This is a genomic window from Cryptosporangium sp. NPDC051539, assembly GCF_044454545.1.
GTDB lineage: Bacteria > Actinomycetota > Actinomycetes > Mycobacteriales > Cryptosporangiaceae > Cryptosporangium.
Genome location: NZ_JBITDV010000003.1, coordinates 407,741 through 431,441 on the forward strand (window position 1 = coordinate 407,741; position 23,701 = coordinate 431,441).

Sequence of the window (23,701 nt, forward strand, 5' to 3'; positions counted from 1 at the left end):
GTTCAGAACATCCCGTCGGTGACCGGGAGCCCCAGCTCGACCCGCCCGTACATCAGCAGTGCCTTCTCGACGTCGTTGGCGGCGTGCACCCGTGCCGCGTGGGCATCGCGCCAGTACCGCTGGATCGGCGCGACCGTGTTGATCGCCTTGCCGCCCGCACTCTCGAACAGGCTGTCGGTGGCCTCGATCGCCGCCGCGCTGCCGAGCACCTGGTCACGCCGGGCCCGCAACCGGACGTCGACCGGGATCCGGGTCTTGCTGACGGCCAGCGCGTACTCCTCGTTGACGTCGCGCTCGAGCTGGAGCCAGGCGGCGTCGATCGCGGCCGCGGCCTTCGCGACCCGGACCTGCGCGAACGGGTCGTCCTTGGCTTTCTCCCCCAGGTACGAGGCCCGGACGCGGTTACGGGTGTAGCCGACGTAGGCCTCGTAGGCGCCGTCGGCCATGCCGATCAGTGGCGCGGTGATCGCGAACGGGTGGATCGTGCCGTACGGCATCCGGAACAGCGGCCCGTCGTTGACCTCCTGGCCCGGGCACTTGACCTTCATCGTGCTCCGGAACGACAGCGTGCGGTGCTCGGGCACGAACGCGTTCTCGATCACCACGTCGTTGCTGCCGGTGCCGCTCAGGCCGACGGTGTGCCAGACGTCGTCCACCACGTAGTCGGCGCGGGGAACCAGGAACGTACGGAAGTCGGTCGGGGCGCCGTCGGCGCCCATCACCAGTCCTCCGACCAGCACCCAGGTGGCGTGGTCGGAACCGGAGGAGAAGCTCCAGCGGCCGGTGAAGCGGTAGCCGCCGTCGACCGCGGTGGCCCGGCCCTGCGGGGCGTACGAGCTCGAGATCCGGGTGTCGAGGTCTTCGGCCCAGACCTCGCGCTGCGCCTCGTCGGCGAAGAGCCCGACGTGCCAGGGGTGGACGCCGAGCACGGACGCGACCCAGCCGGTCGACCCGCAGGCGCTCGCGATCAGGCGGACCGCGCGGTAGAAGTACAGCGGGTGCGTCTCGTGACCGCCGTAGCGGGCCGGCTGCAGCAGGCGCAGTACGCCGCTCTCCTGCATCGCCTGGATCGACTCGGCCGGTACCCGGCGCTGCGTCTCCGCCTCCGAGGCACGCTCGTTCAGCGCGGGCAGGATGTCGCGGACCGCGTCCAGCACCTTCTCGCCGACGCTGCTCTGCTCGGTCGGTTGGACCATCGCTGCGTTCTCCGTCCGTCGGGTGCGGCCTAGTCTAGAACAGGTTCTAAACTATAACGTGTTCTACACTAAGGCCCGACAGACCGGGAGGTTCGGCATGACGCTGACGAGCTCCGACGGTGACGTCCGGACGATCGACACCGGGAAGCCGCCCGCACGCTACGCACGGGGATGGCACTGCCTGGGGTTGGCGGAGACGTTCCGCGACGGCGCACCGCACGCGGTGCACGTGTTCGGCACCAAGCTCGTCGTCTTCGCCGACAGCGCGGGGGCGTTGCACGTCCTCGACGGGTACTGCCGGCACATGGGCGGCGACCTCACCCAGGGCACGATCAAGGGCGACGAGGTGGCCTGCCCGTTCCACGACTGGCGCTGGGGCGGCAACGGCCGGTGCGTCAGCATTCCCTATGCCCGCCGGGTGCCGCCGCGAGCGCGCACACGCACCTGGCTGACGCTCGAGCGCAACGAGCAGCTGTTCGTCTACCACGACCCGGAGGGCAATCCCCCGCCGCCGGGGGTCGACATCCCCGCGATTCTCCCCGCGTCCGAGCGGGCCCAGTGGAGCGCCTGGACCTGGGATTCGATCCTGGTCGAGGGGGCCAACTGCCGGGAGATCATCGACAACGTCGTCGACATGGCGCACTTCTTCTACGTCCACCACGCGTTCCCGGTGTTCTTCAAGAACGTGTTCGAGGGCCACATCGCGAGCCAGTACCTGCACTCGCGGGCGCGGGCCGACACCGGTCTCGGCGCCGGGAGCGACCCCGGCGACCTGCTCAAGTCCGAGGCGTCGTACTACGGGCCGTCGTACATGATCGACTACCTGAAGAACGAGATGGCCAACGGCTTCACGCTCGACACGATCCTCATCAACTGCCACTACCCGGTCTCGCCGACATCGTTCCGGCTGCAGTGGGGCCTGATGGTCAAGAACATCCCCGGCGTGGACGAGGTGACGTCGAACAAGATCGCCCGGAAGCTCACGAAGAGCTACGGTGTCGGTTTCCTCCAGGACGTCGAGATCTGGCGGAACAAGTCGGCGATGGACAACCCGCTGCTCTGCGAGGAGGACGGGCCGGTCTACCAGCTGCGCCGCTGGTACGAGCAGTTCTACGTCGACGCCGCCGACGTCACCGGCGACATGGTGGCCCGGTTCGAGTTCGAGGTCGACACCACGCGGGCGGTCGAGACGTGGGAGGCCGAGGTGGCGGAGAACCTGGCCCGTTCCGCCGGGGAGTCATGACGCGCGTGCTCGACACTCACCGCGAGGAGCAACTGCACAGCGGGTTCCGGCCGGTGGCGTGCGCCGCCTGCACGACGACCGTGCTGGTGAGGCGGTCGTCGGAGCAGCAGACGTCGATCCAGTGGCCGGCGTCGGCGGCCTGCCCGTCGCTGCTCGACCGGGACGCCCACGGGGCCCCGGTGGTGCGGTGCGCGGCGCTGATGGGCGCCATCGGTGCCGCGGCGAACCGGGGCGAGCTTCCGCCGGAGCGTTCGTGACGTCGTACTCGCTGCGGGTCGCTTCGGTGATCCCGGAGACCGCGGACGCGCGCTCGTTCGTGCTGGACGTCCCACCGGAGCTGGCCGACGTGTTCGCGCACGAGCCGGGGCAGTTCCTGACCGTGCGGGCGGCGTCGGTGGCCCGGTGCTATTCGCTGTGCAACGCGCCCGGCTCGCCGCTGACGATCACCGTGAAGCGGACCGTCGACGGGTTCGGGTCGGTGTGGATGTGCTCGTCGGTCTCGGAAGGTGACCTGCTCGAGGTGTTGCCGCCGGCCGGCCGGTTCTCGCCGCGGTCGTTGGACGGTGAGTTCTTGCTGGTGGCCGCCGGGAGCGGCATCACGCCGGTGCTGGGGATCCTGCGCACGGTGCTGACCGCCGGGACCGGCCGGGTGACGTTGTTCTACGCGAACCGGGACGAGCGGTCGGTGATCTTCGCCGGGGTGCTGCGCGCACTGGCCGCGGAATACCCGGACCGGCTGCGGGTGGTGCACTGGCTGGAGTCGGTGAGCGGGCTGCCGTCAGTGGCCGGTATCGGGCCGCTGCTCTCGCCGTTCACCGGGCCCTCGGTGGAGGCGTTCCTGTGCGGGCCGGCGCCGTTCATGGCCGCGGTCGAGGAGGCGCTGCGGTCGTCGGAAGTGGCGCGCGTGCACGTCGAGCGGTTCCAGTCGCTGTCGGAGGACCCGTTCGCCTCGGTCGCGTCGGCTCCCCCGTCGGTCGCCGACGGTTTTCCGCTCGACGTCCAGATCGACGGGACGACGCACTCGCTGGTGTGGCCGCCCGAGCGTCGGATGCTCGACGTGCTGGTCGAGCACGGCCTGTCGGCGCCGTCGTCGTGCCGCGAGGGGCGCTGCGGTGCCTGCACGTGCCGTCTGGAGGACGGCGAGGTCGAGATGGTGAACAACGAGGTCCTGGACGCGACCGATCTGTCGGAGGGCTACGTGCTGGCGTGCCAGTCGCTGCCGAAGGCGGGGCCGTTCCGGGTGTCGTACGACTGAGGGACGCCCCGTCCCGGCCGGCGCAGCTGGATTCCCGGCTTCTCCTGGGAAGGTCAGGACGCCCGGCGACCCAGACGGAAGCGCCAGCCGATCCGGTCGTTGCTGAGCCACTCGTACACGTTCAACACGATCACCACCACCGCCAGCAGCGCCAGGCCTGCCAGCGCCGGTATCAGCGGCAACACCGGCGTCGCGGCCAGCGCCACCACGCCCGCGGTCACCCGGGTCGTGGAGAGCAGCCGGAACATCCGCCAGCGGGTGTACCCGAACGAGAGCAGGTACAGGGCCACCCCGCCGCCGAGCAGGTACGCATACCCGGGGCTCAGCTCTTCGGTGGGATGCGCGACCGCCTCGTGCAGACCCACCGCTACCAGGATGATCGCCGCGATGAACGAGAGGTGCCCGTACGAGAGCACGGTCCGGGCGATGTCGAGCTGCGCCTCCGCGGTCGCCAGCGCGTGCCGCACGGCGTCCGCGGCGAAGTGGAAGTACACCCACCACAAGGCGCAGGCCAGCACGAACGCCCCGGCCACGGCCGCACCGGTGGCGAGGTCGAGCCGGTGCTCCTCGGCGGACTCGCCGATCACGACCACGGACTCGCCGAGCGCGATGAGCACGAACAGCCCGAACCGCTCGGCCAGGTGAGCCGCGACGAAGTGGTTGGAGGCCAGCCGGGAGCGCAGCAGCCGCGGCGCGGCCAGGTCGGCCACTGCGGCCACGGCCCACAGCGCCGTGCGGCCGTCCGGCGGCAGGACCGCACCCACCACGAGCAGCGGCGCGGTCACCACCAGGCTGACGAGGTACGGGCTGACGATCGGATGCTCCGGCCCGCTGAACGACACGGCGGCCAGCACGAGCCGCCCCACCCAGTAGGCACCGGCGAACAGCAGCGCGCGCTCGGACGAGGAGGCGAACACCTCCGGCAGCGCCAGCGCCATGAACAGTGCGACCAGCGCCACTGCGAACAGCGCGAGCCGCATGAGCGGCCGGGTCACGTCCCGATGGTTGGTCTGGATCGCCGCGCCCACCCAGAGCCAGTACACCGGCACGAACGCGACCAGCGCCTGGAGCAGCCCGAGCGCGGTGTGGTCGACGCCGAGCAGCAACGAGATCCGCGTCACCGCGTAGATGAAGACCAGATCGAAGAACAGTTCCGCCCAGCTGACACGTTTCTCCGGCACACGCAGACCCTAGGGCGTACGAACCACCGGCCCGCAGCGAGCGGTCACGGCTTGGCTCCGATCCCGCCCCACATCGCCACCTCGGCCGGCGTCGGCCGTAGCGCCTCAGGCGGCCCCGCCGGCTCAGACGACCCCGCCGGCTCGGACGGCTCGGACGGCTGCCAGTCCGAGATCGACACCAGCCCCGGCGGCACCAGCGACAACCCGTCGAAGAACCGCGACACCTCCGCGTGCGACCGGAACTGCCCCGGCGTCGACGCCATGATCGGCGCCATCGCCTCCAGTTCCGCCGGCGTCTGGTGGTCGACGGTCCCGTGCGTCAGGGCGAGGTAACTCCCCGGCGCCAGCGCGTCGACGAGTTCCGCCACGTGCGCGTACGGCGAATCACGGTCCTCCACGAAGTGCAGCACCGACAGCAGCAGCAGCCCGACCGGCCGGTCGAAGTCCAGCGGCGCCCGCGACAGGATCGACGACGGCGACCGCAGGTCTCCCTCGAGGTACGTCGTCCGCCGCGTCATCAGCGGCGACGCGTACCGGAGCACGATCGGATCGTTGTCGACGTAGACGACGGCGGAGTCCGGCGCGACCTCGTGCACGTTCCCGGCACCCGGAATCCCGGTGCCGACGTCGAGGAACTGCCGGATCCCGGCCGCGTGCAGCCACGACACGGCCCGCCGCAGGAACTTCCGGTTCTCCACCGCGGCCGTCCGCGTCCGTGGGAACGCCGCCGCGATCGCGTCACCCGACGCCCGGTCGGCCGCGAAGTTCACGGTCCCGCCGAGCCAGTAGTCGTACCGCCGCGCCGGATGCGCCACCGACGTGTCGATCCCTGCCGGCCCCTGGTCCTCGGAAGTCACAGCGCCTTTTTATAGGGCACCGGCGGCATCCAGAGCAGCGAGGTACCCGAACGTCATCGCCGGGCCCAGCGTCGCGCCCGGGCCGGCGTACGTCCGGCCCATCACCAGCGCGCTGGAGTTGCCGGCCGCGTACAGCCCCGGGATCACCGAGCCGTCGGCCCGCATCACCCGCGCCCGCGCGTCGGTGACCAGCCCGCCCTTCGTCCCCAGGTCACCCGGGACGATCTTCACCGCGTGGAAGGGCGCCTTCGACAGCGTCGCCAGGCACGGGTTCGGGCGCACCCGCGGATCCCCGTAGTACCGGTCGTAGGCCGAGTCACCGCGCCCGAAGTCCAGGTCCTTCCCCGAGACCGCGAACCCGTTGAACCGTTCCACGGTCGCGTCCAGCGCGGACGCCGGCACGCCGATCTTCTCCGCCAGCCCGGCCAGCGTCGACGACTTCGCCGCGACCCCGGCCCGGTACCACGAGGACGGCAACGGCTGCCGCGGCCCGCGCGCGGCGAACAGGTAACGGTCGCGATACCGCTGGTCGAACACCAGCCAGGACGGCACCTTCGGCTCCCGCGCCTCGTACATCGCGTGGACCGCGTCCACGTACGGCGCGGCCTCGTTCACGAACCGGCGGCCGTCGAGGTCGACCAGCAGGCATCCCGGCAGCGTCCGCTCGGCCAGCAGGAAGTACGGCCCGCGCGGTAGCGGCACCGACGGGCCCCACCAGGCGTCGTCCATCAGCCGGACGTCCGCGCCCAGGTCCTGCGCGACCCGGATCCCGTCGCCGGTGTTCGCTTCCGCGCCCACCGTCCACTCGGTGCCAATCGGTTCCTTCTGGTACCGCTTGCGCATCGCGTCGTCGCGCTCGAACCCGCCGGAGGTCAGCAGGACGCCTCGCGACGCCAACAGCACCTCCGGCTCGGCCCCGCGTACCGCCACCCGCACGCCGGTGACCCGTCCGCCGTCCACGACCAGCTCGGTCAGCGGCGTCGACAGCCAGACCGGCACGTCACGAACGGCCAGACCGGCACGCAGCCCGGCGGCCAGGGCCTGGCCCATCGTCAGCAGTTCGCGCCGCCGCAACCGGCTCGCCCAGGCCCGGGCGCCCACCCGTCCGGCGGTCGTCAGCCCCCGCGGGTGCCGCAGCACCAGGTTCAGCCAGCGGAACTCCGCCTGGGTGATCGCCAGCCCCGATTTCGCGGACAGGTACGGCGGCTCCAGCCCCGCCCGCAACCCGCCCAGCACCGAGGACGGCAGCGGCTTGGGCTCGATCGACCGTCCGGCCGGACGTCCGCCCGGTGCTTCCGGGTAGTAGTCGGAGTAGCCGCGGACCCACCCCAGCCGGAGCGGGGTCTCGCGTTCCACGAGCGCGAGCATGTCCGGGCCGTGCCGCAGGTAGGCCTCGCGCAGCGAGGCGAAGTCCTCGTCGTCCGGCCGGGAGGCCACGCCGACGATGTGGTCCAGGTAGGCGCGTGCGGCCTCGGGGGAGTCCTCGACGCCGTCCCGGGCCAGCACGTGGTTGTTCGGGATCCAGACGCCTCCGCCCGACCGGGCGGTCGACCCGCCGAAGTGCGGCGCCTTCTCCACCACGATCGCGCGCAGGCCGGCCGACGCGGCGGTCAGCGCCGCGGCCATCCCGGCCCCACCGGCACCGACGACGACCAGGTCGTAGCTCTCCGACATCGACGCTCCTCCCATTTCTGCAACACGTTATAGTTTGGACCGACCGCACCGCTATGGTGAGAGCCAGGCCCGAAAAAGAACGCGTTCTAGGTCACGGGAAGGAAAACCGGTGCTCGACGCCGAACACCTCGCGGCGGCCGCCGACGCGCTGCGCGACGCCGAGCGCGACCGGGTGGCCATCCCACCGCTGATCAGCACGTACCCCGGTATCGACGTCCACGACGCGTACCGCATCCAGCTGTTCAACATCGAGCGCCGGGAAGCCCCGGTCGTCGGCCACAAGGTCGGCCTCTCGTCCGAGGCGATGCAGCAGATGATGGGCGTCGACGAGCCCGACTACGGCCACCTGCTCGCGGACATGCGCTGCACGGAGGGCCAGCCGGTCGACGCCGGCCGCTACCTGCTCCCCCGGGTCGAGCCCGAGGTCGGCTTCATCCTCGGCGACGACCTGCCCGAAGACTGCACCGAAGCGCAGGCCCTGGCCTCCACCGAGGCGATCGCGCCCGCACTCGAGCTGATCGACAGCCGCATCGTCGACTGGAAGATCGCCCTGCCCGACACGATCGCCGACAATGCGTCCTCGGCCGGGTTCGTCCTCGGAAAGACCCGTCTCGACCCCCGCCGCGTCGACCTCACCACGCTGCCGGTGGTGCTGCACCGCAACCACGACCAGGTCGGCGCCGGGACGTCGGCCGCCGTGCTCGGCAACCCGCTGGTCGCGGTCGCCTGGCTGGCCCGCACCGTGGCGCGGTTCGGCGTCCGGCTGCGCGCCGGTCACGTGGTGCTGCCCGGTTCCTGCACGCGTGCGGTCGACGCCCGCCCCGGCGACACGTTCCGTGCCGAGTTCGGCCCGCTCGGTGCGGTCCACCTCACCTTCGATCCTCCTTCGGACGCTACGCGGCTGAGCGCCGCCGGTCGCCTACCCACTCAGCGAGGTGAGTCGTGAGCACCGCCGCCATCGTCGGGTCCGGGAACATCGGAACCGATCTCATGTACAAACTCCTGCGCGCCGAGAACATCGAGCCGCGCTGGATGATCGGCATCGACCCGGACAGCGAGGGGCTCAAGCGCGCGGCCGACGCCGGGCTCGAGGTCAGCGCGGGTGGCGTCGACTGGCTGCTGGCCCAGGACGAGCGTCCGGATCTGGTTTTCGAAGCGACGTCGGCCTCCGTGCACCGGGCGAACGCACCGCGGTACGCCCAGGCCGGCATCGTCGCGATCGACCTCACGCCGGCGGCCGTCGGTCCGCAGGTGATCCCCCCGGTCAACCTGGGCGACGAGCTGGGCGCGACGAACGTCAACCTGATCACCTGCGGGGGGCAGGCGACGATTCCGATCGTGGCCGCGGTCTCGCGGGCGGCGACCGTGCACTACGCCGAGATCGTCGCGACGGTCGCGTCGCGCTCGGCCGGGCCCGGCACGCGGGCCAACATCGACGAGTTCACCCGGGTGACCAGCCGCGGGCTGGAGACGATCGGCGGAGCCGAGCGCGGCAAGGCGATCATCGTGCTCAACCCGGCCGAGCCACCGATGATCATGCGCGACACGATCTTCTGCGCGGTGCCCTCGTCGTCGGACACCGACGCGATCGCCGCGTCGGTGACCGCGATGGTGGCGGATGTCGCTGCCTACGTGCCCGGGTATCGGCTCTTGAACGACGTGCAGTTCGACGAGGTCGACGGGCAGACCCGGGTGAGCGTGTTCATCGAGGTGGAGGGCGCGGGCGACTTCCTGCCGCCGTACGCCGGGAACCTCGACATCATGACCGCGGCGGCCGCCCGGGTCGGCGCTGAGCTGGCTGCTCGGGAGGTGCCGGCATGATCCGGATCACGGACACGTCGCTGCGGGACGGCTCGCACGCGAAACGGCACCAGTTCACGTCGTCCGAAGTGGCTGCGGTCGTGGCGGCGCTGGACGACGCCGGAGTACCGGTGATCGAGGTGACGCACGGCGACGGGCTGGGCGGCTCGTCGTTCACCTACGGGTTCAGCCACACGCCCGAGCAGGAGCTGATCTCGACGGCCGTGGCGACGGCGAAGCGGGCGAAGATCGCGTTCCTGATGCTGCCGGGCGTCGGTGTGAAGGACGACATCCGGGCGGCGGCTGACAACGGCGCCTCGATCTGCCGGGTCGCGACCCACTGCACCGAGGCCGACGTCTCGATCCAGCACTTCGGGCTCGCCCGCGAGCTGGGGCTGGAGACCGTCGGGTTCCTGATGATGGCGCACTCCCGGCCGCCGGAGGCGCTGGCCAAGCAGGCCCGGATCATGGCTGATGCCGGTTGCCAGTGCGTCTACGTCGTGGACTCGGCAGGCGCGTTGGTGCTGGACCAGGTCGGCGACCGGGTTTCCGCTCTGGTTTCGGAGCTGGGGAACGCGGCGACCGTGGGCTTCCACGGGCACGAGAACCTCGGGCTGGGCGTGGCGAACTCGGTGCTGGCGGTGCGGGCGGGGGCGGCGCAGATCGACGGCTCGACCCGGCGGTTCGGGGCCGGGGCGGGCAACACGCCGGTCGAGGCCTTCGTCGGGGTGTGCGACAAGCTCGGCATCGAGACCGGCATCAACTTCTTCAAGATCGTCGACGCCGCCGAAGACGTGGTGCTGCCGACGATGCCGGAGGAGTGCAAGCTCGACCGGATGGCGCTGATCATGGGGTACGCCGGGGTGTACTCGAGCTTCCTGAAGCACGCGTTCCGGCAGGCCGAGCGGTACGGCGTGTCCGGCGCGGAGATCCTGGTGCGGGCCGGAGCCCGCAAACTCGTCGGCGGCCAGGAAGACCAGCTGATCGACATCGCGCTGGAAATTCAGCGGGAGCAGACCGCGGCGACGAACCAGTCTCCGGTGAGCACGGGCTGACCGCCGATCTCGTCGGCCAGCTGGTCGGCGGTGAGGAACCGCTTGAAGACGTGGTGGCGGGAGCCGTCGTTGAGGATGCGCTCCTGCTGCTGTTCGTTCGGGTGGCCGTCCTGGAGCGCGGTGTCGACGACGACGAGTTCGTTCGCGACCCGGCGGGCCTCGGCCAGGAACGTGGTGCGCTCTCCGGGCGGTAGGTGACCGTAGAAGTGGCCGGTGAAGACCCGGTCGAAGCTCCGGTCGGCGAACGGCAGGTCGAGCGCGTCGCCGCGCATGGCTACGCCGTTCGGAAGGCGCCGCTGGGCCAGGCTCACCATCGAGGGGCTCTGGTCGAGCGCGACGACGTAACCCTGCAGGTGCCGGGTGAGGAACCCGCTGCCGCAGCCGACGTCGAGCGTCCGCACCGGCGGCAGCGCGTGCACGAACCGGCACAGGTCGTCGACCTCGTCGGCCCAGCCCGGGCGGCTCCGGGCCGAGAATCGACCGAGACTCTCGTACCATTCGTCGTATTCCGCGGCGCGTTGGTCGTAGTACGCCGCGGTCCCGGGATCACGAGCGAACGCTGGCACGTGTACCACGATGACGCCGATCGGCTCCGGCGGCAATCGGGGGCCGGACAGTCTCAGGTCCGTTCGTCGGATGCCGATGGGGCCACGGTGGTGTATCGAGCTCCGGCGGACGTCCAGGCCTGGCTGGCGGGACTGCCCTCCCTGGACGAGTTGCGCGCGGAATACCCGTCCGAGTGGGAGGCGGTCGCGCGGGAGGTGGGTGAGGCCGCCGCCGACGGCGAACTGACCTCGTACGCGGCGGCGCTACGCCGTCGGTCCCGGGACGCGCGGCTCGAGGTACGGCGGCAGATGGCGGTGGGCCTCTTGCGTCAGCTCGCCATGTCGGCGGCCACCGGGGTGACGTCGGGCCGGGTGCGGTTCAACCTGCTCAACGGGTGGGTGGCGCAGAAGCTGCTGTTCTCCTCGGGGCTCACGCGGAAGCCGGTGTCGCTCCCGCTGTTCCGGCTGGTGTGGCCGCTGGTGTGGCAGAAGCGGCTGCTGATGCCGCTGGTGCAGAAGAAGGGCATCTACTGCTTCTACTCGCGCGAGCTGATCTCCGGGCTCGCGGACCTGATCGACGGACGGCCGTGCCTGGAGATCGCCGCCGGGGACGGGACGCTCTCGCGACTGTTGCGTTCGGCGGGTGTACCGGTGACCGCCACCGACGACCACAGCTGGTCGCAGGTCTCGTTCGGGGATTCGGTCGAGCGGCTGGACGCGGCCCGGGCGTTGCGGCGGTACCAGCCTTCGGTGGTGCTGTGCTCGTGGCCGCCGGCCGGGAACCCGTTCGAGCGAGCGGTGTTCACCACTGAGAGCGTGCAGCTGTACGTCGTGATCAGCAGCAAACACGAGCACGCCGCGGGCGACTGGGCAGCGTACCGGAAACAGCGGGGCTTTTCGTGGGTTCTCGACCCGGCGTTGAGCGGGCTGGTACTGCCGCCGGAGCTCGATTCGGCGGTGTACGTGTTCCGCCGTGACTGAGTAAAAATGCGTGTTCCGGCGGCGGGCTTCTGCGTACCGTCGGCGGGGTGACAACGCCGGATCATCTGAAACCGTTCGTCGTGAAGACCGCGGTGGCGCAGGCTGCGCGCCTGGGCACTCTGGACTTCTACCACCCGGAATCCTCCGACGGCCAGCGCCCCGCGGTCGTGTTCGTGCACGGCGGGCCGCTGCCGCTCTCGGTGACGCCACGGCCGCGCGACTGGCCGCTCTTCCAGGGGTACGGCTCGCTGGTCGCCGCGCAGGGGCTGGTCGGGGTAGTGGCCGAGCACGGCCTCACCGATCCGACGCGCTATCCGGGCGCGGCCGCCGACGTCGCCGCGGCGGTCGACACGGTGCGCGCCGATCCGCGGGTGGACGCGGACCGGATCGCGCTCTGGTTCTTCTCCGGTGGTGGCCTGATCTCGGCCGAGTGGCTCCGGAAGCCGCCGTCGTGGCTGCGGTGCGTGGCGTTGACGTACCCGGTGCTGGCGGCGCCCCCGGGATGGCCGGTGGATCCCGCGTTCGCGCCGGTGGACGCCGTGACCTCGGCCGGCTCACTGCCGATCGTGCTGACGCGGGCCGGGCTGGAGCAGCCGGTGGTCGCCGAGGGAGTCGCCGCGTTCGTGGAGGCGGCCGGCCCGGCCCTGCAGATCGTCGACGTCCCGAACGGGCACCACAGCTTCGACGTGCTGGACGACACCGACGAATCCCGCGCGGCCGTCCACCGGGCGGTGGCGGAGGTGACCGCGCTGGTGACCGGCGAGGCCTGAGGCGGCTACGGGTGGGTGAGGATCAGACCGCTGGTCGGAACTCCGGTTCCGGCCGTCACCAGCACGCACTCGGCGCCCGGGACCTGGTTGACGGCGCTTCCGCGGAGCTGACGTACCGCCTCGGCGATTCCGTTCATGCCGTGGATGTACGCCTCACCGAGCTGGCCGCCGTGCGGGTTGGTCGGCAGCGATCCGCCCAGCCCCAGCGCCCCCGAAGCGACGAACTCCGGTGCCTCGCCCCGGCCGCAGAAGCCGAGCTCCTCCAGCTGCATCAGCACGAACGGCGTGAAGTGGTCGTACAAGACCGCCACGTCCACGTCCGACGGAGTCAGGCCGGCTTGCGCCCAGAGCTGACGCCCCACCACGCCGAGTTCCGGCAGGCCGGTGAGATCGTCGCGGTAGTAGCTCGTCATCAGGTACTCGTCGGTGCCGCTCCCCTGCGCGGCGCCCTGGATCGCCACCGGCGCCTGCCGGAGATCCCGCGCCCGTGATGCCGACGTCACCACCAGCGCCACGCCGCCGTCGCTTTCCTGGCAGCAGTCGAACAACCGCAGCGGGTCGCAGATCCAGCGCGAGGCCTGGTGCTCCTCCAGCGTGATCGGCCGCTGGTAGAACCAGGCCGCCGGGTTCGTCGCGGCGTGCGCGCGCATCGTCACCGCGACCCGGCCGAGGTCTTCGGTCGAGGCCCCGTACGTGTGCAGGTAGCGCTGCGCGAACATCGCCACCCAGCCGGCCGGTGTGGCGAGCCCGAACGGGTACGACCACCCCGCGTCCACCCCTGACGACGTCGGCGCGATCGCCAGGCCCGGCTGGACCTGGCCGAACCGGTGACCGGACCGCTCGTTGAAGGCCCGGTAGCAAACCACGACTGACGCCGCCCCGGTCGCCACCGCCATCGCGGCCTGCTGAACGGTCGCGCAGGCCGCGCCGCCGCCGTAGTGGATGCGGCTGAAGAACGTCAGCTCGGGGATGCCCAGCTCCCGGGCGACCGCGACCTCGGTGTTGTTGTCCTGCGTGAACGTCACCAGCCCGTCGACGTCGGCGGCGGTGAGCCCGGCGTCGTCGAGCGCGGCCCGGACGGCTTGGACGGCGAGCTTCAGTTCGCTGCGCCCGGAGTCCTTCGAGAAGTCGGTGGCGCCGATACCGACCAGCGCGGCGGAACTCATATCGTCACCTCCACGGTTCCCCGGACGTGGTCGCCCCGGCTCACCCGGCCGACCACCGCCACCGTCACGGTTGATCCGTCCACCGACGACACCGACCCCGAGAACGTCAGCCGGTCGTGGGCGTAGCAGGGGACGCCGAGCCGGATCTTCACCCGGCCCACCCGCGCCGCCGGGCCCGCCCAGTCGGTGACGTACCGCTGGACCAGCCCGGTCGTCGTCAGGATGTTGACGAAGATGTCCTGCGAGCCGCGGGCCACCGCCAGGTCGCGGTCGTGGTGCACCTCCTGGAAATCGCGGGTGGCGATCGCGGTGCTCACGACGAACGTCGGCGTGACGTCGATACTCAACTCCGGCAGGTCCGTCATCGCACCCTCCAGGCGGGCAGCGTCAGCGAGTCGTCGATCTGTTGCCAAGTCACGGAGACCGGCGTGCCGATGCGCACCACCTCCGGGTCCACGTCCGTCACCTCACCGAGGATCCGGACGCCCTCCTCCAACTCGACGAGCGCCACCACGTACGGAGCGGTCCGCCCGGGTACCGGCGGGTGGTGGTGGACGACGTAGCTGAAGACGGTCCCCCGCCCCGAGGCGATCACGAACCCGACGTCGTCCGAGCCGCAGGCGATACAGAACGGTCCGGGCGGATGCCTCAGCACCCCGCACGCCCCGCACTTCTGCACGCGCAACTCGCGCGCGGCCGCGCCCTCCCAGAAGAACGCCGTGTCGCGGCTGATCACCGGCCGGATGACGCCCGTCGGCTTCGGCTCCGGCCGGAACTTCAGGACGCGCCACGCCATCTCGGCCACCGGCTCGTCGTCGACGTACCAGGTGTTGTGGGTGGTCACGAACCAGCCCTCGCCGAGCGCCGTCCGCTTCGGACCGGTCACTTCCCCGAGCCGGGACCGCACGGTCACGAGCTCGCCCGGCCGGAGGTACCGGTGGTACGTCTGGTCGCAGTCGGTCGCGACGATCGACGGGTACCCGGCGTCGGTGAGCGTCGTGATCATCAGCCAGAGCGGGTCGTCGGCGTCGCGCACGCGGCCGAGCCCCGGCATCGTCCAGACCTGGATCATCGCCGGGGGCACGACGCGGTCCGGGTGCCCGGCGGCCCGGGCCGCTCCGGCATCCCGGTAGACCGGGTTCTCGTCGCCCAGCGCGTCGAGCCAGGCGTTCATCGTCGGGATGTTCACCGGGTCGCGGGCGACGAACGGCTCGCTCTCACCGCGGGCGCGGATCTCCTCGGCGGCCGCGAGAACGTCGGTCATCGGGGAACCCTTTCCAGTCCGAGGCCCGCGGTGGCGATCAGCTCGCGCTGGATCTCGTCCACCCCGCCGCCGAACGTCAGGACCGTGTTCCGTTTGCGCTGGACGTCGAGCCAGCGCAGCAGCGCCGCCGTGTCCGGATCGGCCGGGTCGCCGTGCCGCGACACGACGTCCTCGAGCAGCGGCCCCATCCATTGGGCCGCCTGCGAACCGAACACCTTGGTAGCCGAGGCGTCCGCGATCTCGGCCGGGCCGAGTTCGCGACCGGCGGAGGCGGCCACCTGCCAGTTCAGCAGCTCGTTGGCCCGCTGGAACGCATGTGCCCGCGCCAGCGAGCGCCGCACGTCCGGGAGCGAGAGCAACGGCGTCCCGGAAGGATCGGCCCGGTCGGCGGCCCACGAACGGACCCGGTCCAGCAGTCCGCCGAGGCGACCCGCCGGACCGAGCATCACCCGCTCGTGGTTGAGCTGGGTCGTGATCAGACGCCAGCCCCGGTTCTCCTCGCCGACCCGCATCGCCACCGGCACCCGGACGTCGCGGTAGTACGTGGCGTTGACGTGGTGGGCGCCGTCCGACGTGACGATCGGCGTCCACGAGTACCCGGGATCCGTGGTGTCGACGATCAGGATCGAAATGCCGCGGTGCTTCGGCACGTCCGGATCGGTGCGGCAGGCCAGCCAGACGAAATCGGCGTCGTGACCGCCGGTCGTGAAGATCTTCTGCCCGTTGACCACATACGTGTCGCCGTCGAGCACGGCTCGCGTCCGCAGCGAGGCGAGGTCGGTACCGGCCTCGGGCTCGGTGTAGCCGATCGCGAAATGCACCTCCCCGCGCAGGATCGCCGGAAGGAACCGCTCCTTCTGCAGCGAAGTCCCGTACTTCTGCAGCGTCGGGCCGACGGTCTCCAGCGTCACTGACGGCAGCTGGACGTCGGCTCGCGCCGCCTCGTTGACGAACAGTTGCTGCTCGACCGGCCCCAGGCCGCGCCCGCCGTACCCGACCGGCCAGCCCAGCCCCAGCCACCCGTCGGCGCCGAGACGCCGCACCAGCGCCCGGTACTCGGGGCCGTGCCGGTCGACGAGCATCGCCTCCCGGTCGGCGGCCGGGAGCACCCCGGCGAAATAGGCCCGGAGCTCGTCGCGCAGCGCCCGCTGCGAGTCGGTCAGGTCGATGAACATACGTACCTCGCTCCCAACCGGTCGAGCGTGTTCTCGGGCCCGCCGACCAGCCGCGCCAGGTCGCTCGCGGCGGCCGAGTACCGGTGCAGCGGGTAGTCGCGGTCGAGGCCGAGGCCGCCGTGCAGGTGGTGGCACACTCCGATCGCCTCGGGCAGCGAACTGGCCACCCAGAATGCCGCGACCTCGGCGTCCGTCCCCGGGTCGGCCCCGGTCTGCAGCCGCCAGATCGCGGACGTGGCCAGCAGGTGCAGCGTCCGCGACGCCAGGTACACGTCGGCGATCTCCTGGGCCACGGCCTGGAACGTGGCCAGCGGCCGCCCGAACTGTTCGCGCGACCCGACGTGCGTGACGGTCAGCGCGAGCGCACCCGCCAGCAGCCCGTCGGCGTAGCTGGCCGCGCCTGCCGCTGCCAGCCGGTACAGGTCGTTCACCGCCGCCGCGTCGCCGACCAGTGCGGACGCCGGCACGGACACCTGGTCGAACGACACCCGGTACGGCGCGAGCGGCCCGGCGCCGGGCGTCCGCAGAATCGAGACGCCGGGCGTGCGCGGGTCGACCGCGAGCAACCCCGGCCCGCCCGGCCTGCGGGTCACCGGAACCAGGATGCGCTCGGCCGCCTCGGCGTCGGGGACGCCGACCTTCACCCCGTCGACGGTGAAGCCGTCCGGGCCCGGCTCGGCGGTCACCCGCGGCGTGGCCGGGAAGGCCACCGACGGCTCGTGCAGCGCGCCGGTGAGCACCGCGTGCTCGTCCACTACCCGACTCAGCAGCTCTTTCGCCGGCGTACCGGCCCTCACCAGCGGTAACGCGCCCAGCATCAGCGTCGCGAGCGTCGGGGTGACAGCGGCGGCGCGGCCCAGTTCGGTCAGCACCACGGCCGCCCCGGCCGGACCCAGGTCGTCACCCTGGACGTCGGCCGGGAGCGCGATCTCCACGAGGCCGGCGTCGACCAGCGCGGTCCAGAGTTCGGGGGCCCGCGCCCGGCCGATCACCAGCGCGGCGAGGTCGGCCGCCTCCTGCAGTGACGGATCGAGAGTGAAATCCACACTGGCCTCCCAGATCGGCCTCGCTCCGGCCGCCGTGTCGATACTAGAACACGTTCTATCAGGCCACGGCCTTCTCGCGCGTGACCTGTGATCGTTTCTGTACCGTTAGCAGTCGTCGATCGTCCGTTACGTCCGCGTCAACTCACGTCGGCACTAGAACGTGTGACTCCGCACCCGGGGTACTCTGATGAGCACTGACAGACCTTTCCCAGGGGGTAGACCCAATGGCGAGCCCGTCTCGCGCCCGCGGCGGCGGCCAGGGCGTGCTGAACACGCTGAATGCCCTCACGGAAGACGACCTGGGCTCCGCGGCCCAGCGCGACCGGCGCAAGCGGATGCTCGACGCCACGATCGCGCTCGCCACCAAGGGTGGCTACGACGCGGTGCAGATGCGCGCGGTCGCCGAGAACGCCGACGTCGCGCTCGGCACGCTCTACCGCTACTTCCCCTCGAAGAACCACCTGCTGGTCACCGGGCTGGCCCGGGAATTCGAGCAGTCCCTGGAGAAGCTCGACCGGATGGAGATCCCCGGAGACACCCCGGGCGAGCGCGTGCTCTTCGTCCTCGGCCGGGTGACCCGCAAACTGCAGCGGTACCCGCAGCTCACCGAGGCGATGACCCGCGCGTTCATGTTCGCGGACGCCAGCGTGGCGGCCGAGGTCGACACGGTCGGACGCCTGATGGAAGACATGTTCGGCCGGGCGATGCACGCCGAGCCGAACGCTCAAGACCGCGCGATCGCCCGGGTGATCGGCGACGTCTGGTTGTCGAACCTGGTCGCCTGGGTCACCCGGCGCGCGTCGGTGAGCGACGTGGCCTCCCGGCTGGAGCTCACCGTCCATCTCCTCTTGGACAACGTCAGCGACGAGCCCGCAAGGTGAGCACGGTGATCTCGCTCGGGGCGAAGACCCGGAACGGCGGACCCCAGAAGCCGGTGCCCCCGCTGGTGTAGAGCTGCGTCCGCTCCCCGTGCGCCGACAAGCCCCGCACCACGGGCTGGTCGAGCCGCACGAGGAAGTTGAACGGCCACATCTGGCCGCCGTGCGTGTGTCCCGACACGACCAGGTCGATCCCGGCCTCGGCCGCGTGCTTCACGAACTTCGGCTGGTGGGCCAGCAGCAGCACCGGCAGCTCCGGATCGGCGCCCTCGAGTGCTCCCGGCAGGTCGGTCCGGTGCCCCGGCAGCCCCGACCCCTTCGCGGTGACGTCGTCCACTCCGGCGACCACCAGACGGTCGCCGCCGCGCTCGACGACGACGTGCCGGTTGTGCAGCGAGTTCCAGCCCAGGTCGGTCATCCGGTCGAGCCAGCCCTGGGCCTCGTTGAAGTACTCGTGGTTGCCGGTCACGTAGACCTTGGCCAGCCGCGCGTCGAGCGTCCCCAGCGGCGCGGCCTGCTCCTCGCGCTGGTCGGGCGTTCCGTCGGCAATGTCGCCGGCGTGGGCGATCACGTCCGCGTCCAGGTCGTTGATCACCGCGGCGACCTTGCGCGACCACGGGGCCCGGTCGATCGGGCCGTAGTGGGTGTCGGCGATGAGCACGACCCGGGTGCCGTCCAGGCCGGCACCCAAGCGCGGCAGCACCACGTCCAGCGACCGCACCCGCGGCACCCGCATCGCCTCGTAGTTGCCCCAGATCAGCAGCGCGGCACCGACGACCACGACGGCGACCGCGACGATCCGCGACCGGTCGGGGTCGTCCACGCCGCCCAGTGCGAGCGCGAGCCCCAGCACGTTGCCGAGGACCGACCAGACGAACAGCACCCAGACGACGCCGAGCAGCGTGTCGCCGAGGCGGGCGGCCCGGTCGCTGTGGCGGCCGTGGCCGGTGAGCATCGCGACCGGCAGCGCGATCGCGGCGGCGAGGATCAGGACCGTGCCGACCGCGACGACGGCCGGCGGCCAGTCGTTCGAGGGTCCGAGCAGGGTCCACCAGGGCACGCCGAACAACAGCAGCGTGATCAGGATCAGGATGGCCACGAACACGCCCGGGCGCCGGCCGCGCTCGGGGGACGGAGCGGGCGCGGCCTCGGCGATTCCCTCGGCAGTGTCGGTGTCGGCCACGCGTACCCTCACTCGAATTGAACGGACGTCCGATTAACGTCGATCATAAGCTCGCAACTCCCCGCCATCGGCGGAGATTCCCCACTCCTGAGTCGTCGACACGCTGTAGACGCTTCCGCTACCGTGGAGCAACCGACGGCCCGCGGAGGCAGCCATGACCCTCGCTCCTACACCCACCGCGACCACGGCCGCCGCGTGGCGCGCCGCCGGCGAGAACGGCGACATCGAGGCCGCGACCGCCTGCCTGGCCGAGGACGTCGAGGTGATCTCGCCGCTGACCGCGGCGTTCACGTTCCGCGGCCGGGACCAGGTCCGCGAGATGCTCGTCGCCGCGTTCCAGATCTTCTCGGACGTCCGCTTCCACACCGAGGTGGGGGACGAATCGACCCGCGCGCTGGTGATGACCGGGCGGTGCGGGCCGGAGTCGTTCGAGGAGGCGCAGCTCCTGCGGTTCGACGCCGAGGGACGCATCACCGAGGTCACGCTGTTCGGGCGGCCGTTGCCCGCGCTGACGGCCGTGATGAGCGACATCGGCCCCCTCCTGGTCCGCCGCCAGGGCCGCCCCGGCCTGGCCCGGGTGATCCGCGCCGCCACGGCCCCGCTGGTCTTCTTCACCCGGATCGGCGAGAAGCGCCTGGTGCCCCTGGCCGACCCGAACCGGGCCCGGTAGCCCGCCGTCTTCAGTCGACGGTGGCGCTCAGACCGCCGAGCATCACGGACGTGAGGCCCCGGGCCGCGGACGCGGCGGCCTCGGCGTCTCCGGACGCGATCGCGGCCGCCAACGACCGCTGCGACCGGAGATCCGCGGCCTCGGGGGCGCTCAGCGGGCCGGTCACCTCGACGTTCGCGTTCATCGCGACGACCAGGCTGTTGTACGCGAGCTGGTAGGCGAGGTTGTCGCCGGCGACGATGATCAGCCGCCAGAACCGTTCGTACCGCTCCGCCTGCTCCACCGGATCCGCCACCCCCGCCGACCCGGCGACGAACGCCTCGATCTCGGCCGCTGCCGTCGCGGACGCGCGCACCGCCGCCAGCCGCGCCGCGTCCACTCCGATCGCCAGCCGCATCTCCAGCGCCGACCGCAGGATCGCGCCGCCCGCCACCAGCGACGCCGACGCCAACTCGCTCAGCACCTCGAGCCCGGCCGACACCCGCCAGTCCAGCACCCGGGTCGCGCCGCCGTGGCTCACCTCGACCAGCCGCGCCTGCTGCAGCCGCCGGATCGCCTCGCGCAGCCCGTGCCGCGCCACCCCGAACTGCTCGGCGAGCGCCCGCTCACCCGGCAGCGCCTCGCCGGCCCCGATCGCGCCGGTCAGGATCGCGTCGCGCAACTGCCGGTAGACCGCGTCCGACACGCCGCTGCGGGCGATCGGACCGAAACTCACCGGGTCTGCCACACCGCCGACTCTACGGGCGGCGCCCATCCCGGTCCGCGGAGCAGGTGCCCGAGACGATGCCGCCAGCACGTCGCCGCCCGGACCGCCCGGCCGATCGCCGCGTACTCGCCGAACGCGACCTTCACCGGGTTGTACGTCCCGACGTTCTTGGTCAGCCCGTAGACGACCCGCACGCCTTCCGGTTCGAACGTGCGGAACAACCGGTCCCACAGGATCAGGATGCCGCCGTAGTTCCGGTCCAGGTACATCGCCTGGGTGCCGTGGTGCACGCGATGGTGCGACGGGGTGTTCATCACCGCCTCGAACCAGCGCGGCATGCGATCGACCCGCTCGGTGTGCAGGAAGAACTGGTAGATCAGGTTGACCGACTGCTGGAAGAAGATCATCCACGGAGGAATGCCGATCGCGGCGAGCGGCAGCCAGAACGGCAACGCGGTGAACGGCGTCCAGGGCTGACGCAGAGCGGTCGACAGGTTGTAGCGCTCGCTCGAGTGGTGCACGACGTGCGACGCCCAGAGGATCCGGATCTCGTGGTGCGTGCGGTGGTACCAGTAGTACGCGAAGTCGTCCGCGAAGAAGAGCAGCACCCACACCCAGACCGCGTCGGCGGGCAACCGCAGCGGCGAGAGCGCGTAGACCCCGGCCAGTGCCGCCAGGGTCACGAACTTCCAGAACGCCTCCACGACCAGGAAACCGAGCCCCATCGAGAGGCTGGTGGCCGTGTCCCAGGCCGTGTAGCCCAGTTCGGACGCATCACTCAGGAATCGGTACGACGCGATCTCGAGCGCCACGAACAGCACGAAGACCGGCACGGCGAAGACGAGGACGTACTCCAGCATGTCCCCGACCGTAACGCCATCTGGTCCACTGGTTCAACCAGTCGAGCGCGGCAATCCGTCGATCGCGCCGATGAACAGCTCGAGCCCGAACTCGAAATCCGCCTCCGGATCGTGCGCCAGCAGCGTCGCCGCCGACGCCACGACGTGCGGGAACGCCTCCGGATCGACCACGATCGCGTGCCCCTCCGACACCCGGTCGATCAGCTGGCCGAGCCAGAGCGCCTGCATCTGGGACCCCACCGCGTACGCCATCAGCGCGTGCACGATCCGGACCGCGACCGCACCGCGGAACCCGGCCCGTGCCGCCAGCGCCAGCGACCTCTCGGCCAGCCGCGACGCCGCCGTGCTGTCGATCGAGTGGCTCAGCACCACCCGCATCGCGTGCGGGTACTCGTGCGCCGCGGCCCGGAACGCCCGGACCAGCGCGCGCGTCTCCTCCCGCCAGTCACCGGAGCCGGCCGGCACCTCGTCGAGACCGGCCACCACGTACTCGGCGACGCCCTCCATCAGCGAGGCCTTGTTCGGGACGTGGTTGTACAGCGACATCACCGCGACGCCGAGCTCGGCCGCCACCGCACGCATCGAGAGCGCCTCGGGGCCGTGCCGCTCGAGCAGGTCCACCGCGGCGTGCACGATCCGCGTGCGGGAGAGCACCGGACGCATCACCGGCTCAGGAGGTTTCCGAACCATGGTCAGACCCTACGGTCGCCCCAGACGCACCGGGAACCGATCGAAGCCGCGCAGCGTCCGGGTCGGGCGCCGCCGCGGACGCCCGGCCGCGGCCAGGTCGGGGTAGCGCTCGAACAGGCGGCGCAGCGCCTCCTCCCCCTCGATCCGGGCCAGCGACGCGCCCAGGCAGTAGTGGACGCCACTCGAGAACGCGAGGTGCTCGCGCGCGTTGTGCCGGCGCACGTCGAACCGCTCGGGGTCGTCGAACACCTCGGGGTCGCGGTTCGCGCCCCCGAGCAGGATCGCCAGGAACGTGCCCGCACGCACGGGCACCCCTTCCACCGACGTGTCGCGCAGCGCCCGCCGGGCGGTGTTCTGCACCGGCGACTCGTAGCGCAGGATCTCGTCCACCGCGTTGGCCCAGCCGCCGTCGGCCCGCAGCACCTCGAGCTCGGCCGGATGCGCGAGCTGCAGCGACACGCCGTTCCCGATCAGGTTCACGGTCGTCTCGAAGCCCGCCGCGAGCAGCAGGCCGGCGATCGCGAGCAGCTCGTTCTCGTCCAGATCTTGCGCGACCAGCCGGCTCAGCAGATCGTCGCCCGGATCGCGGCGCAGCCGCTCGAAGTGGCCCGACATCCAGCCGTTCAGCTGCCGGATCGCGCGGTCGACCCGGCGGAACTCCGGATAGGAGAGCCCGATGTCGAGGACCGGCGCGGCCTGAGCGCCCCAGGCGACGAACTGCGCGCGCATGTCGGCCGGAACGCCGAGGATCTCGGCGATGACCGTCACCGGCAACAGCGTCGCGTAGTCGCTCACCAGGTCGATCTCGCCCCGGCGGGCGGCCCGGTCGAGCAGCTCGTCGGCGAGCGAAGCGACCCGGCCGCGGAGCGCCTCCATCGCCCGGGCGGTGAAGACCTTCGCGACGAGCCTGCGGTAGCGGGTGTGGTCGGGCGCGTTCACCGCCAGCAGCGACGGCGGCGTCACCGGTCCCACCGTCCGGCCCGGGCGCGAGAGCAGCCATCGCGCCAGCGGCGGTAACGCGCTCGCGTCGGCCGCGACACCGAACGCGTCGCTGCGCAGCGCGCCGTCGGCGATCGCGTGCGAGGCGGTGCAGGCCATGAACTCGCCCCGCACCACCGGGCCGCGCTCACGGATCCGCCGGTAGAGCGGGTAGGGGTCCTCCCGCGCCGCCGGGTCGGAGAACACGATCGCCTGCAGGTCTCCGCGGCGGCGGGCCCGGCCCATCGCGACCCGGGCGATGCCGTGCCGGGCCGACCACGCACCCGCGGCCAGCAGTTCGGTCTGGATGCGCCCGGGGCGGCGGATCACCGACGGTTCGCTGGTCAGCGTCATCTGGGCTCCTCGCTACGTACTGCGTACGCCTTACGTACGTTGTACGTATCGTTAACCCGACTGTCAACGGACGAGGGCTGATCGGCGGTCCCCTTCGCGGGCCGGAACGGCCTAACGTGGCGTTGGTGACCGACCCCACACGCCCCCCGGGCACCGCCGACCTCACCGTCCTCG

Annotated in this window: 25 protein-coding genes; 10 read left to right on the forward strand and 15 right to left on the reverse strand. The window is 71.5% G+C overall.

The window, feature by feature from the left end; translation table 11 throughout:
- Nucleotides 1-2 precede the first annotated feature (2 nt).
- Nucleotides 3-1,196, reverse strand: coding sequence for a 3-hydroxy-9,10-secoandrosta-1,3,5(10)-triene-9,17-dione monooxygenase oxygenase subunit (gene hsaA / locus ACIBZJ_RS12150; RefSeq protein ID WP_395928495.1), 1,194 nt, complete (start codon nucleotides 1,194-1,196; stop codon nucleotides 3-5).
- Nucleotides 1,197-1,293: 97 nt separating this feature from the next.
- Here hsaA and ACIBZJ_RS12155 point away from each other — a divergent pair, with 97 nt between their 5' ends.
- The 3 genes from ACIBZJ_RS12155 to ACIBZJ_RS12165 are packed head-to-tail and all read left to right on the forward strand — an operon-like array spanning nucleotide 1,294 to nucleotide 3,694.
- On the forward strand, nucleotides 1,294-2,439 hold the full coding sequence (locus tag ACIBZJ_RS12155) for a Rieske 2Fe-2S domain-containing protein (RefSeq protein ID WP_395928497.1): 1,146 nt from the start codon (nucleotides 1,294-1,296) through the stop codon (nucleotides 2,437-2,439).
- Entirely contained in the window at nucleotides 2,436-2,696 is a 261-nt protein-coding gene (locus ACIBZJ_RS12160; protein ID WP_395928499.1) for a hypothetical protein, read from the forward strand. The genes ACIBZJ_RS12155 and ACIBZJ_RS12160 overlap by 4 nt, the downstream gene beginning before the upstream one ends.
- Nucleotides 2,693-3,694, forward strand: a complete 1,002-nt coding sequence (locus tag ACIBZJ_RS12165; RefSeq protein ID WP_395928501.1) for a 2Fe-2S iron-sulfur cluster-binding protein — start codon at nucleotides 2,693-2,695, stop codon at nucleotides 3,692-3,694. Before ACIBZJ_RS12160 ends, ACIBZJ_RS12165 begins: the two co-directional genes overlap by 4 nt.
- Nucleotides 3,695-3,747: 53 nt before the next feature.
- Here the strand turns inward: ACIBZJ_RS12165 and ACIBZJ_RS12170 are convergent, their stop codons facing one another.
- The 3 genes from ACIBZJ_RS12170 to kstD are packed head-to-tail and all read right to left on the reverse strand — an operon-like array spanning nucleotide 3,748 to nucleotide 7,406.
- Complete coding sequence (locus ACIBZJ_RS12170) at nucleotides 3,748-4,875, reverse strand: low temperature requirement protein A (protein WP_395928503.1); 1,128 nt, start codon at nucleotides 4,873-4,875, stop codon at nucleotides 3,748-3,750.
- Nucleotides 4,876-4,919: 44 nt separating this feature from the next.
- A complete protein-coding gene (locus ACIBZJ_RS12175; protein ID WP_395928505.1) occupies nucleotides 4,920-5,732 on the reverse strand; it encodes an SAM-dependent methyltransferase in 813 nt (270 codons plus the stop codon).
- Between the two features lie 9 nt (nucleotides 5,733-5,741).
- A complete protein-coding gene (gene kstD, locus ACIBZJ_RS12180) occupies nucleotides 5,742-7,406 on the reverse strand; it encodes a 3-oxosteroid 1-dehydrogenase (RefSeq protein WP_395928507.1) in 1,665 nt (554 codons plus the stop codon).
- Nucleotides 7,407-7,515: 109 nt separating this feature from the next.
- Between kstD and ACIBZJ_RS12185 the strand changes: the two genes are divergently transcribed.
- The 3 genes from ACIBZJ_RS12185 to dmpG are packed head-to-tail and all read left to right on the forward strand — an operon-like array spanning nucleotide 7,516 to nucleotide 10,261.
- Nucleotides 7,516-8,352 (forward strand): 2-keto-4-pentenoate hydratase, encoded by an 837-nt coding sequence (locus ACIBZJ_RS12185; RefSeq protein ID WP_395928509.1) that lies wholly within the window; start codon nucleotides 7,516-7,518, stop codon nucleotides 8,350-8,352.
- A complete protein-coding gene (locus ACIBZJ_RS12190; protein ID WP_395928511.1) occupies nucleotides 8,349-9,227 on the forward strand; it encodes an acetaldehyde dehydrogenase (acetylating) in 879 nt (292 codons plus the stop codon). The genes ACIBZJ_RS12185 and ACIBZJ_RS12190 overlap by 4 nt, the downstream gene beginning before the upstream one ends.
- On the forward strand, nucleotides 9,224-10,261 hold the full coding sequence (gene dmpG / locus ACIBZJ_RS12195; RefSeq protein WP_395928513.1) for a 4-hydroxy-2-oxovalerate aldolase: 1,038 nt from the start codon (nucleotides 9,224-9,226) through the stop codon (nucleotides 10,259-10,261). Before ACIBZJ_RS12190 ends, dmpG begins: the two co-directional genes overlap by 4 nt.
- Here dmpG and ACIBZJ_RS12200 read toward each other — a convergent pair.
- Complete coding sequence (locus ACIBZJ_RS12200; RefSeq protein WP_395928515.1) at nucleotides 10,210-10,827, reverse strand: class I SAM-dependent methyltransferase; 618 nt, start codon at nucleotides 10,825-10,827, stop codon at nucleotides 10,210-10,212. The genes dmpG and ACIBZJ_RS12200 overlap by 52 nt on opposite strands.
- 87 nt (nucleotides 10,828-10,914) lie before the next feature.
- Here ACIBZJ_RS12200 and ACIBZJ_RS12205 point away from each other — a divergent pair, with 87 nt between their 5' ends.
- The gene (locus tag ACIBZJ_RS12205; RefSeq protein WP_395928517.1) at nucleotides 10,915-11,787 is read left to right on the forward strand and encodes an SAM-dependent methyltransferase; all 873 of its coding nucleotides are present in this window, start codon (nucleotides 10,915-10,917) and stop codon (nucleotides 11,785-11,787) included.
- Between the two features lie 47 nt (nucleotides 11,788-11,834).
- The gene (locus ACIBZJ_RS12210) at nucleotides 11,835-12,557 is read left to right on the forward strand and encodes an alpha/beta hydrolase (RefSeq protein ID WP_395928519.1); all 723 of its coding nucleotides are present in this window, start codon (nucleotides 11,835-11,837) and stop codon (nucleotides 12,555-12,557) included.
- A 5-nt stretch (nucleotides 12,558-12,562) separates the two neighbouring features.
- On the opposite strand, the gene ACIBZJ_RS12215 is transcribed toward ACIBZJ_RS12210, so the two are convergent.
- Genes ACIBZJ_RS12215 through ACIBZJ_RS12235 form a run of 5 tightly spaced genes read right to left on the reverse strand, consistent with a single transcriptional unit; the run spans nucleotide 12,563 to nucleotide 17,208 of the window.
- A complete protein-coding gene (locus ACIBZJ_RS12215) occupies nucleotides 12,563-13,723 on the reverse strand; it encodes a lipid-transfer protein (RefSeq protein ID WP_395928521.1) in 1,161 nt (386 codons plus the stop codon).
- A complete protein-coding gene (locus tag ACIBZJ_RS12220; RefSeq protein ID WP_395928523.1) occupies nucleotides 13,720-14,088 on the reverse strand; it encodes a MaoC/PaaZ C-terminal domain-containing protein in 369 nt (122 codons plus the stop codon). The genes ACIBZJ_RS12215 and ACIBZJ_RS12220 overlap by 4 nt, the downstream gene beginning before the upstream one ends.
- Nucleotides 14,085-14,987: a bifunctional MaoC family dehydratase N-terminal/OB-fold nucleic acid binding domain-containing protein gene (locus ACIBZJ_RS12225; RefSeq protein ID WP_395928525.1), complete on the reverse strand. Its 903-nt coding sequence runs from the start codon at nucleotides 14,985-14,987 to the stop codon at nucleotides 14,085-14,087. The genes ACIBZJ_RS12220 and ACIBZJ_RS12225 overlap by 4 nt, the downstream gene beginning before the upstream one ends.
- Nucleotides 14,984-16,162 (reverse strand): acyl-CoA dehydrogenase family protein, encoded by a 1,179-nt coding sequence (locus tag ACIBZJ_RS12230; protein WP_395928527.1) that lies wholly within the window; start codon nucleotides 16,160-16,162, stop codon nucleotides 14,984-14,986. The genes ACIBZJ_RS12225 and ACIBZJ_RS12230 overlap by 4 nt, the downstream gene beginning before the upstream one ends.
- Entirely contained in the window at nucleotides 16,147-17,208 is a 1,062-nt protein-coding gene (locus ACIBZJ_RS12235; protein WP_395928529.1) for an acyl-CoA dehydrogenase family protein, read from the reverse strand. The genes ACIBZJ_RS12230 and ACIBZJ_RS12235 overlap by 16 nt, the downstream gene beginning before the upstream one ends.
- A 224-nt stretch (nucleotides 17,209-17,432) precedes the next feature.
- On the opposite strand from ACIBZJ_RS12235, the gene kstR reads away from it, so the two are divergent.
- Nucleotides 17,433-18,089: a cholesterol catabolism transcriptional regulator KstR gene (gene kstR / locus ACIBZJ_RS12240; RefSeq protein ID WP_395928531.1), complete on the forward strand. Its 657-nt coding sequence runs from the start codon at nucleotides 17,433-17,435 to the stop codon at nucleotides 18,087-18,089.
- Here the strand turns inward: kstR and ACIBZJ_RS12245 are convergent.
- Complete coding sequence (locus ACIBZJ_RS12245) at nucleotides 18,067-19,269, reverse strand: metallophosphoesterase (RefSeq protein ID WP_395928533.1); 1,203 nt, start codon at nucleotides 19,267-19,269, stop codon at nucleotides 18,067-18,069. The two genes, kstR and ACIBZJ_RS12245, sit on opposite strands and share 23 nt — an antisense overlap.
- Before the next feature lie 154 nt (nucleotides 19,270-19,423).
- Between ACIBZJ_RS12245 and ACIBZJ_RS12250 the strand changes: the two genes are divergently transcribed.
- The gene (locus tag ACIBZJ_RS12250) at nucleotides 19,424-19,939 is read left to right on the forward strand and encodes a nuclear transport factor 2 family protein (protein WP_395928535.1); all 516 of its coding nucleotides are present in this window, start codon (nucleotides 19,424-19,426) and stop codon (nucleotides 19,937-19,939) included.
- Nucleotides 19,940-19,949: 10 nt separating this feature from the next.
- Here ACIBZJ_RS12250 and ACIBZJ_RS12255 read toward each other — a convergent pair whose 3' ends face one another.
- Genes ACIBZJ_RS12255 through ACIBZJ_RS12270 form a run of 4 tightly spaced genes read right to left on the reverse strand, consistent with a single transcriptional unit; the run spans nucleotide 19,950 to nucleotide 23,527 of the window.
- Nucleotides 19,950-20,666 carry a FadR/GntR family transcriptional regulator gene (locus ACIBZJ_RS12255; protein WP_395928537.1) on the reverse strand — a complete coding sequence of 239 codons (717 nt, stop codon included), beginning with the start codon at nucleotides 20,664-20,666 and terminating at the stop codon, nucleotides 19,950-19,952.
- On the reverse strand, nucleotides 20,651-21,505 hold the full coding sequence (locus ACIBZJ_RS12260) for a sterol desaturase family protein (RefSeq protein ID WP_395928539.1): 855 nt from the start codon (nucleotides 21,503-21,505) through the stop codon (nucleotides 20,651-20,653). Before ACIBZJ_RS12260 ends, ACIBZJ_RS12255 begins: the two co-directional genes overlap by 16 nt.
- A gap of 33 nt (nucleotides 21,506-21,538) precedes the next feature.
- Entirely contained in the window at nucleotides 21,539-22,195 is a 657-nt protein-coding gene (locus ACIBZJ_RS12265) for a TetR/AcrR family transcriptional regulator (RefSeq protein WP_395928541.1), read from the reverse strand.
- A 9-nt stretch (nucleotides 22,196-22,204) separates the two neighbouring features.
- On the reverse strand, nucleotides 22,205-23,527 hold the full coding sequence (locus ACIBZJ_RS12270; RefSeq protein WP_395928544.1) for a cytochrome P450: 1,323 nt from the start codon (nucleotides 23,525-23,527) through the stop codon (nucleotides 22,205-22,207).
- Nucleotides 23,528-23,701: the final 174 nt, after the last annotated feature.